Annotated in this window: 11 protein-coding genes and 3 pseudogenes; 9 read left to right on the forward strand and 5 right to left on the reverse strand. The window is 32.7% G+C overall.

Annotated elements, in window-relative coordinates:
* The first annotated feature begins 80 nt into the window (after nt 1-80).
* The 3 genes from BJS11_RS10935 to BJS11_RS10945 all read left to right on the forward strand — a co-directional run bounded on the left by BJS11_RS10935 (nt 81) and on the right by BJS11_RS10945 (nt 1,869).
* The gene (locus tag BJS11_RS10935) at nt 81-590 is read left to right on the forward strand and encodes a transposase (protein ID WP_069996251.1); all 510 of its coding nucleotides are present in this window, start codon (nt 81-83) and stop codon (nt 588-590) included.
* 25 nt (nt 591-615) lie between these two features.
* The gene (locus BJS11_RS13380) at nt 616-1,077 is read left to right on the forward strand and encodes an IS30 family transposase (protein WP_245167171.1); all 462 of its coding nucleotides are present in this window, start codon (nt 616-618) and stop codon (nt 1,075-1,077) included.
* Between the two features lie 246 nt (nt 1,078-1,323).
* A complete protein-coding gene (locus tag BJS11_RS10945; RefSeq protein ID WP_069996249.1) occupies nt 1,324-1,869 on the forward strand; it encodes a hypothetical protein in 546 nt (181 codons plus the stop codon).
* Between the two features lie 73 nt (nt 1,870-1,942).
* Here the strand turns inward: BJS11_RS10945 and BJS11_RS13965 are convergent.
* Nucleotides 1,943-2,341, reverse strand: a pseudogene (locus BJS11_RS13965) (IS3 family transposase); the annotation flags it as partial.
* Between the two features lie 263 nt (nt 2,342-2,604).
* Nucleotides 2,605-2,945 (reverse strand): annotated as a pseudogene (locus BJS11_RS14190) (transposase); the annotation flags it as partial.
* Between the two features lie 123 nt (nt 2,946-3,068).
* On the opposite strand from BJS11_RS14190, the gene BJS11_RS10950 reads away from it, so the two are divergent.
* From BJS11_RS10950 to BJS11_RS10965, 4 genes are all read left to right on the forward strand, one after another.
* Nucleotides 3,069-4,193 carry an efflux RND transporter periplasmic adaptor subunit gene (locus BJS11_RS10950; RefSeq protein WP_069996248.1) on the forward strand — a complete coding sequence of 375 codons (1,125 nt, stop codon included), beginning with the start codon at nt 3,069-3,071 and terminating at the stop codon, nt 4,191-4,193.
* Nucleotides 4,190-4,870, forward strand: coding sequence for an ABC transporter ATP-binding protein (locus BJS11_RS10955; RefSeq protein WP_069996247.1), 681 nt, complete (start codon nt 4,190-4,192; stop codon nt 4,868-4,870). Before BJS11_RS10950 ends, BJS11_RS10955 begins: the two co-directional genes overlap by 4 nt.
* Complete coding sequence (locus BJS11_RS10960) at nt 4,867-6,042, forward strand: ABC transporter permease (protein WP_069996246.1); 1,176 nt, start codon at nt 4,867-4,869, stop codon at nt 6,040-6,042. Before BJS11_RS10955 ends, BJS11_RS10960 begins: the two co-directional genes overlap by 4 nt.
* A 554-nt stretch (nt 6,043-6,596) precedes the next feature.
* On the forward strand, nt 6,597-8,441 hold the full coding sequence (locus BJS11_RS10965; RefSeq protein ID WP_069996245.1) for an ATP-dependent nuclease: 1,845 nt from the start codon (nt 6,597-6,599) through the stop codon (nt 8,439-8,441).
* Between the two features lie 130 nt (nt 8,442-8,571).
* Here the strand turns inward: BJS11_RS10965 and BJS11_RS13635 are convergent, their stop codons facing one another.
* The 3 genes from BJS11_RS13635 to BJS11_RS10970 form a co-directional block, all read right to left on the reverse strand.
* Nucleotides 8,572-8,667, reverse strand: coding sequence for a type I toxin-antitoxin system Fst family toxin (locus BJS11_RS13635; protein ID WP_107399593.1), 96 nt, complete (start codon nt 8,665-8,667; stop codon nt 8,572-8,574).
* A 124-nt stretch (nt 8,668-8,791) separates the two neighbouring features.
* Nucleotides 8,792-8,953, reverse strand: a complete 162-nt coding sequence (locus tag BJS11_RS13640; RefSeq protein WP_142351592.1) for a transposase — start codon at nt 8,951-8,953, stop codon at nt 8,792-8,794.
* Nucleotides 8,950-9,390, reverse strand: a complete 441-nt coding sequence (locus tag BJS11_RS10970) for a transposase family protein (protein ID WP_069996244.1) — start codon at nt 9,388-9,390, stop codon at nt 8,950-8,952. The genes BJS11_RS13640 and BJS11_RS10970 overlap by 4 nt, the downstream gene beginning before the upstream one ends.
* Before the next feature lie 441 nt (nt 9,391-9,831).
* On the opposite strand from BJS11_RS10970, the pseudogene abc-f reads away from it, so the two are divergent.
* Nucleotides 9,832-11,447 (forward strand): annotated as a pseudogene (gene abc-f, locus BJS11_RS10975) (ribosomal protection-like ABC-F family protein).
* 754 nt (nt 11,448-12,201) lie between these two features.
* The gene (locus BJS11_RS10980) at nt 12,202-13,731 is read left to right on the forward strand and encodes an NADH dehydrogenase subunit 5 (protein WP_069996243.1); all 1,530 of its coding nucleotides are present in this window, start codon (nt 12,202-12,204) and stop codon (nt 13,729-13,731) included.

Here is a 13,731-nt window from a genome sequence, read left to right on the forward strand (position 1 = left end):
AATTAGGGAGTTGATTTATACCATGTCTCTTAATTACATTTTAAAATGAGCCTTATTAAATGTAAAGGAGAGAATGTATTATGGCAAAAAGAAAAAAGCGTGAAGAAGTTGATTACTATACACGATTAGCTATAGCAAAATATATTAGTGAAGGTAAATCAATAGCTGAAACGGCAAGAATAATAAATCGTAATTATAGAGTTGTTTATGATGAACTTAGAAAACGTTCTGATGAAAATGGACAATATAATCCAGTTTTAGCTGAAGAACATGCGATTGAATCAAGGAGTTTTACTGCGGAAGATATTGAAAAACGTCGAGCGTTAAGTCCTAAGACGAAAGCATATATTGAAGAAAAATTGGCTTTGAAATGGTCTCCAAGACAAATAGCAAGCCAAATTGAAGTGGATACAGGTGTATATATTAGTTATCCCACTATTTATAGATACATTAGAAAAGGCTTAGTTCATGTTAATCGTGAACGTGATTTGAGGTATGGTGGTAAAAAATATACTAAATCTACAGAAAAGCGTGGCAAATTAGATGTAGGTCATCGTGTAATTAGATATAGACCCAGTAAAAGCAAATAGACGTGAAGAATATGGTCATTATGAAGTGGATACAATTTGGGGTAGACGCCCTTCTACTTCGTGTTTAGTAACAATAATAGAACGCAAGACAAGATATTTATATGCAGTTAAATTAAGAACGAGGAAGTCAAAAGATGTATGTGGTGCTATTATTAAGATTTTAAAAGATATGAGCCCAAAGAGTATTACTATGGATCGTGGTAAAGAATTTTCAATGTTTATGTTGTTAGAAGAAGAACTTTGTTGTGATGTGTATTTCAGTGATTTAGGTTGTCCTTATCAGCGTGGTTCAATAGAAAATGTGAATGGTCTATTAAGACAATACTTTCCTAAGGGTACTGATTTTGCGTATATAACTAATAAACAATTAGCACAGGCTATTAAGGAAATCAATGAACGCCCTAGAATGATTTTTGAATATGTAAGTAGCCAAGATATGTTAGCGACAGAAAGACAATCTTTTTTAGACTCTCAAACAAAATTGTAACCCCTAAATAAGTGACTGTGTGAGGAACGAACCTGTTACTTATTTAGGGGTAATCTAAGCGAACGGTTTACAGTGAGCGCGGAAGCGATAGTTGTATAAATTTTGTATAAAAATTCAAAAAGTTCAGAATGACTAATATTTTGTTTTGTGTATATTTTTGGGGATTTGAGCTCTTTTTAGATGATTGTGCAAGATTCTTTGATATTTTAGCTGATAATAAAATTTTTTCACTTTTTTTGAAGAAATTTGCATTTTTCTATTGACACAGTGCCTAATAAAAAATATCTTGCAGGAGCGAGTATAAATTTCAATAAGAATGATCCACTAGATAATAGTATTTCTATATTTGATGAAACAGAAAATAAAACTCTATTTTTTCATTTAGGCATTATGCTTTTGAATTTTTCAAAATATAGATGTTTCTATGGTGAAAATTACATTATAACTAAAAATATGTATGGTTATAATATACTATTATATAATTCAGACAATAAGATTACTGATAGATATGATGATCATACACATGTATTTTATATAGATTTAGATAATGTTATAGGAAATCAAGATATTATTATTTCTGAAGAATTATTAAATAATGAAAATGGAACAATAGATGGCCTTATTAACACAGAAATTGAAAAGAGAAAAGAATTTCCTAATTTTTTAAAATATAAGTTAAGCCAATATAATGCACCAAAGTTAAAGATAAATCCTCATAATAAAAATAAGGGCTCTTACACAGTAAAACTACCGCCTAGATCATTAGTGATGTTAACAGTGTATTTAAAATAAAAATATGATGAGTAAGTTGTTATTTGGGGGTACTGAACTCCTAAAGTGGGGACTTAAATAAAGACACTATGTTCTAGGTTGTTAATTTGCTGTATTTCACAGGGACTAAGTAGCTTAGTTTTTGTTGAATTAGAATATTATAGTATTTAATGTTATTTTGATAATATAAATCTCAATTTTATTTGAGCTTGTTGTTAATGTAGAAAGTTTCACACTTTAGCGGAGAATGGAAGATTTCTATCAGGGCGTTATCAGCTGGGGTTCTCTTTCGAGGCATACTTCTGATTGTGCCTTATTCTTCGCATAATTGATACGAAGAATAAGTTGTGTAAACATTGCCTTGGTTACTATGTAATATGCTGTTTTGAGGTATAGTAATTTGATTTAATGTATCACTTACTAAGATTTAATCTTCTTTATAATCTACTTTATTCACAATAATTTTCCAATTATAAGCATCCATAATAGAGTTGCCGAAAGATAGTTACAGAACGTTTACAAACCCTTCGCGTTAATTTGCGAAGGGTTTGCTTATTTTCTATTTATATAGTTTTTTCAAAAGTAGTAGTGAAACTGAGAAAAATAAAGGTTCCAGATTCATGTTCAATAGGGCAGTAGCTGACTGTATTGAAAATAGGCTTATAGAATGTTATTTTCAATCCTAGTTAACCTTCTAGGGTGGGACAGCGAAATCTCTATTAGAGAATTTGGTTTCTGTTCCCCTCCTGTTACTGTTCCTTTTACTAGCCACATTGCGATTTTTTAAGATTCATGGCAGTACAAATTAGCGTGGTATCCATGGAAACTTTGTCATGTCCTCTATATCTCGTACATCACATACCATGTTGCTCTTTTGCATCGCCAAATCTTCTCTTTGTCGTTTGACTTCACATTTTATATAATTTTTTTACTGTATCTACAAATCTTAAATCTTCAATTATATCTAAATATTCATGCCAAACATGTCTTCTGATTTGTTTTATGGAACCTTTACTTTCAGTACACTTACTTAGTAGTGTGCAATCTCGACATATTAAACCATCTGATACATATAATCTGTGTCCTGTTGGCATTGTGACAATAGTGTTATATAAAAATCAAAAAAATATATTGATTTGTAAATATATAATGCTCTATATTTTTAAGTGTACAAGTGTGATAGTATGGCACTGAAAATACATTTAAGGAGTGTTTGTTAATTGAAGAAAAAATGGATGTGGATTATAGGGATTGTCGCAATCATAGGACTATTGGCAATCGCATTGATTTTAAGGCAAGTTAATAGTAGTTCAGAGGATAAAGACGGCTACGATACATATAAAGTGGAGAAAGAAAGTCCACTCAATTTAGAGGGGAAAGCCTCTCCGCATGCAGTTAAAACATATAACAATAACAGTCAAATAGGAACATATATCAGTACACAAGTTGATGATGGTCAAACAGTCAAACAAGGGGAACCATTAATCAATTACGACGTGAATAACAGTAAACGTCAACAACTTGCCAACAAAGTGGATGAAGCACAGGCAAGTGTCAACGAAGACTATCGCAATATTAATCAAAATCCAAATAATAACGACTTACAAAAGAAACTCACACAAGATCAAAGCGCATTAAGTGAAGCACAACAACAATTAAGTCAATACGATAAACAAGTCAATGATAGCGTGTATGCTGCTTTTGACGGGAAAGTAGATATCAAAAATAGTGAGAATGTGTCAGATGGACAACCCATTTTACAACTTGTATCGAAAGAGCCTCAAATCAAAACAACGGTTTCTGAATTTGATTTAGAAAAAATCAAAGAAGGCGACAAAGTAAATGTCAAAATTACAAGTAATGGTAAAACGGGTAAAGGTGAAATTAAGAAAATCTCAGAATTACCTAAAAGTTATGAAGAACAATTAGGTGAGTCAAGTGGTGCTAGCGCAGCAAGTGCCGGTGCTGGAGAAGGTGATGAAGGTGCAGGCACAGCGGCAACACAGTCATCTAATCCAGTAACATCTGATCCAAGTGGAGGTAATGATTCAGAATCATCAAAATACACGGTTATTATTGGCGATTTAGACATCCCGGTACGTGCAGGTTACTCTATGGACGTTAAAGTGCCATTAGATTCTATCAAATTACCAAAATCTGTATTAACAAAAGATAATAATGTCTTTGTGGTCAATAAGGATAATAAAGTCGAAAAACGCGATATTTCAATTGATAAAGTCAATGGAGAAATCTTCGTGAGAAAAGGATTGAAGAAAGGTGACACGCTCATCAAAAATCCAAAAAATACAATGAATGATGGAGACAAAGTTGAGGTGTCATCATGATAGAACTTGTAGATATCAATCGACATTTCAAAAATGGGGATGAAACCAATCACATTTTGAAGGACATTAATATCGACATCAAAGAAGGCGAGTTCATTGCGATTATGGGTCCTTCAGGTTCAGGTAAGAGTACACTCATCAACATTTTAGGATTTATTGATCGTGGGTATGAAGGCGATTATCTTTTTAATGGCGAAAATTATAAAAAAAGTTCGGACAACCACCTCGCAGAAATTAGAAATAAAACGGTAGGGTTTGTCTTTCAAAACTTTAAATTAATTCAAAATAATACGATTTTAGAGAATGTAAGTATCCCTCTTGTGTATGCAGGTATGGGTTCGCAAGCACGTAAAGAACGGGTCACAAGCACATTACATGATGTCGGCTTATTCGATAAAGAAAACCTAGTGCCAAATAAATTATCAGGTGGACAACAACAACGTGTAGCCATTGCACGTGCGATTATTAATCAACCGAAATTTATTATTGCTGATGAGCCTACAGGGGCTCTAGATTCAAAAACATCTAAAGATATTATGGAATTATTTATGAAATTGAATAAGGAACACAACACGACAATGATTCTAGTGACACACGATCGCAAAGTTGCGGATAAAGCAGACCGCATTATTCATATATTAGATGGACGTGTGCAACGAGAAGAGGTGGTTAAATGAAGAACATATCTAATATTTTAGCCGTCTCATTTAAGTTGATTTTGAAAAATAAACGTCGGAATATCTTCACAATGATTGGTATTATAATTGGTATTGCGGCCGTTATTACAATTATGTCTTTAGGGAACGGATTTAAGAAAACGGCAGCCGATGAATTTTCAGATTCTGGTGCAGGAAAAAACTCAGCCATTATCAGTTTCATGACGAGTAGTGGTGAAGGTGCTAAGGAAAACCCGTTCACACAACAAGATATTGATATGATTAAGCAAAAAAATGGTGTCTCTGATGCGAAAATTAAAGAAAATGATGACACAGGTTATTCTGCTAAAATGACTAATGCCCAGAAAAAAGGCGACATCAGTATTTTGAAAAAGAAAACGATGGAGAGCCCTGAAAAAGGTAAAGGGTTTGATGCAGATGACAACGAGTTACGCAAAAAAGTGGTAACCGTTGATGACAAAATTGCCAAAGATGTTTTCAATAAAGATGCGATTGGCAAAACGTTATATATCGATGGTCAAGGATTTAAAGTTGTTGGTATAGCAAACGATACGATGAATCAAAACGTCGTCAACATGCCATCTAAAACGTTTGAACAATACATGATTGGTTTAAGTCAGAATAATCCATCACTACAGTTGACCATTGCTGGTGATGCGGATAAGAAAGAGGTCGCAAATAAAGTTGCGGATGAGTTAAATAAAAAAGGTTCAGGCGTTGGTAAAGGACAATATAGTTATAATGATACGGAAGCAATGATGAAAGGTATTAACAAAGTCTTTGATGGCATTACTTACTTTGTAGCAGCTGTTGCAGGTATTTCATTATTTATTGCAGGTATCGGTGTCATGAATGTGATGTATATTTCTGTAACTGAACGTACAGAGGAAATTGCGATTCGACGTGCCTTTGGTGCCAAAGCGCGTGATATAGAGTTACAATTCTTAATTGAAAGTGTGGTGCTCTGTGTCATCGGTGGTCTAATTGGCTTGATACTCGGTATACTTATTGCGGCAGGTGTTGATGCGGTCACGCCAGACTACATTCAGAGTGTGGTAAGTCTGAGCTCCGTGTTAATTGCGGTGGGCGTTTCAATGTTAATCGGTATCGTATTTGGTTGGATTCCGGCTAGAGCAGCAGCTAAGAAAGAACTCATTGATATTATAAAATAAGTGAATGCATAGTTTTATAAAAATTGAGTCATATGTAAAATGAACGCCCCTTACGATAAACGTGAGGGGCGTTTTGAGGTTATTTCATTCATCATAGGTAAATTTTGTAATCATTAACTGAATATCTTTTGCCTTTAAATAATGTGCGGTTCAATAATTTCATCATAATAAAGTCCTGAATAATCAATCTATTCTACAACAAAGCGATTTCCTATTCCCATTCTTATTAAGTTAAAAGTTTCTTGAAATATAGGCATATTTTCAATCAGCGCAACTGATTATTCTTTTGTGGATATTTTCACCACTTAAACGTTTTAAATTGTTTAATTGGCTTCCTGAATTTTGATCTATCGATGAAAATTTTGCATATTCTATGATCGTTTAAATTCACACCAATTAATAAACACCCTAATCACACATTTTAATTGTTATAATTTTAAAAATTTGTTTAGTATGGATAGGGTGTACCTATAATTCAAAAAACAAGTTGTGAAAAATGTAAATTTACATGGTAAAATAAATAAGACTCAAAAAAATTAAGGGGATTATCTAAAATGAAATTAAAATCAATAAAGATTGAAGGATTTAGAAAACATTATTCTACAGAAGTAATTTGTGAAGATACTACATTTCTCATTGGACCAAATAATGCTGGAAAGAGCTCTGTATTAAAAGCTATTAAATACCTGCTAGAAGACAAAAAGAAAATGGATGACGGTGATTTTTGTCGTTTTATTAATAGTAACAATGAAGTTGATAAATTAACTGATAAAGTTATAATAACTGCTGAATTCAATAACCTTAGAGATGAATCATTGAATTGGAGAGGTTTTAACTCACATAGACTCTTTAAAAATCAAGATTTTGAAAATGAAGGTTATAGCATATTTTATAAAAAAACATTTGATAATAGTACTTGTCAAATTGAAATGAAACAGAAAGTATTAACTTTAAAAGAAGATTTTAGCAACTGTAAAAAAATTCAAGATTTCATAGATAAAGGCGTAGATATATCAGTATTTGAAGATTCTCTTAGTAGTATAAAACCAGATAAAAAATTAACTTCCACAGACTTTGAAAAACTAAAAGAAGAAGGGACAGATATATTATTTAATATATCTGATTCAATAGAATGGTTTAAGAATCCAGGAGGAATTTCTCCAAATGTATCTAGCAGACTACCGAAATTTCTTTTAATTGAAGACAAATCTCAAGATAATGAACTCTCGGGACAAACGGGGGCATTAATGACAACATTAAAGCAGTTGTTTGAAGATGTAAGAGAAGAGTCAACTAATTTCAAAAGAGCACAACATTATTTAAATGAATTGGCCAAAGAACTAAATCCACAAGATGAAGATAGTGAGTTTTCACAATTGTTGAATGAATTAAATCACGTTGTTAGCGATGTTTTTCCTGACACTTCTTTTATTGCACAAGCAAACTTATCAGATGCAAATGATGCTATTAAACCTAGTTTTGATGTCCAATTAGGTAGTAATGTCTATACTTCAATTAGTAATCAGGGTTCAGGTGTAGTTCGATCTGCAATATTTGCAATGTTAAGATATAGAAACATGCGAGAAAATAAGAAAAAGCAACAAGGTGAATATATTAGGCCATTGCTAATTGCTTTTGAGGAGCCTGAGATTTACTTACATCCTCAAGCAGCAAAACAGATGAAAGAAACTATATATAGTTTATCATTACAAGATAATAATCAAATAATATGCACTACACACTCTCCTTATATGATTGATTTGAGTAAAAATACTAGGCAGATATTAAATGCTTTTAGTTTAGAATATAAGCAAAATCCACTGGGAAATGATGAAACCGATATAGAGCATATAGTTATTAATCCTTTTAACATTAGTACTAAATTTAAAAATTTGGTCTCTGAAGATAAAACTCATGTAAAAATGATTTTAAAAGTTGATGACAGTATTGCTAAAATATTTTTCGCGAAAAATGTTCTTGTTATTGAGGGAGATACTGAAGAACTTGTTCTTAAAGAAACTATACTAAGAATGCCTGAAAACATGCAAAAAGAATTTTCCTATAATTGGGAAATTGTTAAGGCAAGAGGTAAAGCTACAATTATTTCTTTAGTTAACTATTTAAAATCTATGGGTATTAAGATACACGTTATACATGATAGAGATGGAAATACACCTGGTGCTATCAAATTTAACAAACCAATCTCTGAGGCTCTTAATGATGATAATAAATTACATTTATTAAAAGAGTGCATTGAAGATACACTTGGATACAAAGCTCCGTCTAATGAAAAACCATATCAAGCGTATAAATTTATAAATGAAAATTGGGGAGATTCGTGGGAAAACGTTAATGATAATTGGAAAAAGATAATAGATTGTTTGTATAAACAAAGATAGCAAATGATTTTTGCATTCCTGCCCACTATGATGTTATAATGCACTTAACAAGAATATTTGCATTTGATGCACCAAACCCCTGACTATTCTCAGTAGTGAGGGGTTTTTTGGTGTGACTTAGTCGCCTATTTTACTTATCATCACGTTTGCGAAGCCAATACGCAAAGAAAGCGACAATGCAACCACTTGCTGCTGTGGTCATGATGTGAACAAGAATATCTGTCATTTGATGCACCTCCTCTCTACGTCAAATTGACGCCTGAGAGATAGGCGACTCTATAATTATATCACCTGTAAACATGTAAGCATATACACTTCCGATAAGTTAAATTATGTCATTTACCTTTTCGTCAATCAGGTAAAATATCTAATATTTCGTGTGTACTTCCGTCACAATATATAAAACTCATAGCCCCTTCAACATCTTTAGTTGATTTAAACTCATCAAAAGACAAATGACTTGGCAGTATATCTGATATTTTTGGTTTAACTTGTTGGGCAATAATTTTCATTTGACGATGAACAGTTGAAGGTGAAATAAATCACGCGCGATTGCTTTCTCAGAGCGTGCTTCAGTAGCTTTTTCAGCAATGGCTAGTTTTACTAAATTTGAAATCGAAGATTTTGGTTGAACGAAAGATGACTTAGCTGTGAAAGTTTCACCACAAGCCTTACAATAAAATCGCTGTTTATTTAGTTCTAAGTAAGGAGGTTTATAAATGATTTCACCCATATAAATTAATGTGTGTCTCTTGCCATTTTTAATAACAGTATTATTTTCATTTTTAATACCACAACATTCACAAGCAATAGCATCGTAGGTTAAAACAGCTTTATAAAATAGTGTTTTGATGCATTTGTAGTATATTTCTTGAGGTAATTCATTTGAAAAATAAATATTATCTACTTTTAAACCAAGGTAATTTGTTTTATTATAAGTATACGGCACAGATATCTCTCATTTAATTATGGTTTGGTCACTTATAATTATAGAGATATTTGTGCTTTTTTTTATTCAAACATAAAAAACGATTGATGTTTTTACTCACCAACCGTTAAAAGTGTACAGCCTAAAAATTGAGTCATATGTAAAATGAACGCCCCTTACTATAAACGTGAGGGGCGTTTTGAGACGTATAGAAAATTGCTATTTTCTGTATACTCTTTAAGTTATTCATTTTTTATTGTAATATATTTATAAATTATATTTGAGGAGGTGTCTAAATGTTTCTTATAGCTTATTGTTGCAGATATTTACAAATCATACGCAACAAATTTTCGGTTTTAATTCCAAAATTGGATAAGTCTGTCTTTTTTGAAATTAATAATCGGTCTATAAGGAACTGACACTATATGCTTCTTTCTTATAGATAATATGGAGGAAGAAAAAATGAATATATTAAATGCCTCGAATGTATCTAAAAGTTATTTAGAAGAAACTATATTCGATAATATTAAGATTACACTTAATTCTGGTGACACTGTAGGATTAGTAGGTCGTAATGGTGAGGGGAAAACCACTTTATTAAAAATACTATCTGGGGTAGAAACGCTTTCTCAGGGTGTTATTAGCTGGAAGAAAAATGTGAGCATCGGTTATTTAAACCAAATACCTGATTATGAAAAAAATACAAGTGTCTATCAATGTTTGAAATCAGTATTTCAAGAATTAAATACTATATCAAAACAGCTTGAAACTATAGAGAAAAAAATGACTAAAAATATAGAAAATATAACTACACTAATGTCTCGCTATGGTGAATTACAGACATATTATGAAGAAAATGGTGGTTATGAGATAGATGCTAAAATACGTAAAGTAACGCATGGTTTAAATATCACGCATTTACTTGAAACAGAATGGGGAACTTTATCAGGAGGAGAACGTACAAAAGTAGGCCTTGCACAGATATTAATTAAATCTACAGACTTGCTACTTTTAGATGAACCAACAAATCATCTTGATTATAAATCTATAGAATGGTTATCTAACTATATAGAAAATTATGAAGGTGCTACTGTAATTGTTTCTCATGATCGTTATTTTTTAGATAAAACAGTAACTCAAATTTTAGAAATAGATCAAAAAACGCTTCATACTTATAATGGAAATTATTCATACTTTGTTGAAGAAAGAGAAAAAAGACTGTTAGTCGAATTCGAATCTTATAAAACACAACAGAAGAAAATAAAAAAATGAAAGAATCTATAAAGCAATTAAGAACATGGGCAAGCCAAGCGAAACCACCGAATGCTTCAATGTATCGTCGAGCTAAAAGTATGGAAAGAGCTTTAAATCGTATTAAACGGTTAGAAAAACCAAGATTAGATGCTAAAAAAATGAATATGGAACTAGGGGAAGGTAAACGAGTTTCTAATAGAGTTATTGAAATGGAAAACGTTGCTAAAGGATACGACTATTTACTATTTGAAAATGTAAATATGTTAATTAGAAGAGGAGAACATGTCGCTATTATAGGAGATAATGGTGCTGGTAAATCTACATTGTTAAAAATTATTTTAGGAATCACTTCAGTAGATGAAGGGTCAATTAAAACTGCAACCAATTTAAAAGTTGGTTATCTTTCACAACATGAATTTGAAAGTGATAACAATGATACTCTGTTGAATACAATTCGTGAAAAAGTCAATGTTTCAGAAGGTCAGGCTAGACATATTTTAGCTAATTTTATGTTCTATGGTAAAGACGTGTTTAGAAAGGTTAAAGATCTAAGTGGAGGGGAAAAAATAAGATTAAGATGGGCACAAATTGTAAATACTGATTATAATTTGCTTGTTTTAGACGAGCCTACGAACCATTTAGACATAGAAGCAAAGGAAACTATAGAAGATGCTTTATTAGATTATAAAGGGTCTGTAATTGCAGTTTCACATGATAGATACTTTCTTAATAAGCTGTTTAATACGACTTACTTGTTAAAAGATGAAAAGTTAGAGAGATTTGAGGGAAACTATGATTATATTAAAGCAAAAGGATTTTTATAAATAATTGAGATTTTAAGATAAGGATAGCGCTTAGCAATCCTAGCCCCCTAAATTTTATTAAGTCAATTAACACTATAGCTTTTGCATTGCTACCCACTATGGCATTATAATGCAATTAACAAATATGATGCTAAGCATGATAAGCACCGAGCCCGATAACTACTGTGAATAGTTATCGGGCTCTTTTGGTGTATTGACTGCGTCGTCGTTTAATTATCTATCACGTTTATTAAGCCAATAAGAAACAACGTAAGTGTTACTCCTACTAGCATAGAGGCTATTAAAGATACAAATATGATGCTGAACATGATATCACCAACTTCTAGACTAATTTCAGCCCCACATTCTTGACAATAACGAATAATAAAGTTATCGTGATAATATTAAATAAAGATAATGATAGTCGTTGAAGGGCGCTTTTATTAAGGTGTGGAAGCTTTAGCAAGATGTTAATAGATAAATTGGCAAATTGAAAAAGTGGACAAACAATAGCTAAAAGTGAAAATCGTACGGCATATTCATGTGACTTTAAACATTCAATAACAAATTTTTACTTACATATACATATAATAATGGTAGCAAAGCAAATCACTACATATTGATATAAAGTGCGTTGTAATGAAGCCGACAATGATAATAAATCGAGTAAGGTTTATTATAGATTGTCGGCTTTTTTAAATCTTGAGAACAATATATTTCTGCTATAAACAATGTTCAATTTCCAATAAATCTATCGTACAAAGGAGAATCTGATATGTTCACACTACTCGATGTGTCTACACTCTTAACTATATTTTTCATCACTATTATTATTTCAGTCCTCAGTGGAATAATATTTTTAAATAAACGTATACCCGTCGCATATGTACGTATACATATATGTCTCTTAACATTACCGCCATTCGTCGCATTAGTAGGTTTAATCGGAGCATCTAAAAATATAACGGTAGGTTTATGGTATTCAGATATATTAGCGTGGCTCATGTCATGTTTTGTCTTAATGATTGGCTTAATTATCCAACGTTATTGTGTGCGTTATTTATCTAGTGACAAAAAATATAGAAAATATTTCATGTTATTTACATGCACGACGAGTTTTGTAGCAATGGCTTGGTTGAGCGATGATATGCGCTTGATGGTTGTTTGTTGGGGCTTCACATTGGTAGGTTTGGCGCTACTCATGAGTCTCAAAAAGGCGTGGAAAGTGACAAGAGTTGCAACAGTCGTGACGGGGAAATTGTTCTTCTTAGGATGGTTTGCGCTCTTCGTCGCAGTGCTGTGGTTAGGTATTGCAACAGGAGAGTGGCGTTTTCATGCTATTTTTACAGAAACAAATTTGAATCAAATCGATGCGTGGTCTAAGTTTGGTATCAATCTATTAATTGTATTAGCGGTCATGATTCCGGCAGCGCAATGGCCATTTCAACGTTGGTTAATTGAATCAGTTGCAGCGCCGACACCAGTTTCTGCAATTATGCATGCAGGTATCGTGAATGCAGGTGGTATTATGTTGACGCGTTTCTCTCCTATATTTAATGGTGACCTTGCGACGTTGGTATTATTATTTTTCGCCAGTATCTCGGTAGTTATAGGCTCTGGTATCAGTCTTGTTCACGTAGATTATAAACGCTTGTTGGTCGGTTCGACTATTGGACAAATGGGCTTTATGCTCATCCAATGTGTATTAGGTGCTTATATCCCTGCAATCATTCATTTAATCTTGCATGGTTTATTCAAAGCCACGTTATTTTTACGTTCAGGATCAGCGGTACGCCACTTTAGTGTACCGAGTCGTGCCAATGAAAGAATGTCTTATCTATGGATCTTAGCTGGTCGTGGTTTAGCATTAGCAATTGGATTAGGGTTCTGGTTATCTGCACCTGAGCAAGGTTATCGTTTGGTCAGTGGCTTAATCTTAGCGTGGTCCTTATCTGTATCTTGGACACAGCTCGTGGCATTTGGTGAAGGTAGATTTGGTCGTATCATGGGCTTAATCATCCTAATTGTTGTTGGTGCAGTTTATTATATTGTCCATCATTTCTTTAGCCATGCCTTGCACATGATTGCATTCGATAGTGCTCAGCCGCCGATGTTCGCCGTTGTGATTGTCGCGTTGTTGTTACTATTTGGTAGCTTGATGAGTACATGGATTGCACGTCACCGTTCGTCGGTCGCATTTTCAATCATTTATATGTGGATAGTGCGTTTAGGCGATGCGAAAATGGAAACCGTTGAGCGGCATCCAAATTATCTAAAATCCTACATATCTAAAGGAGGACATTAA

This window comes from Staphylococcus caeli, from assembly GCF_900097965.1.
In the GTDB taxonomy this organism is placed as follows: domain Bacteria; phylum Bacillota; class Bacilli; order Staphylococcales; family Staphylococcaceae; genus Staphylococcus; species Staphylococcus caeli.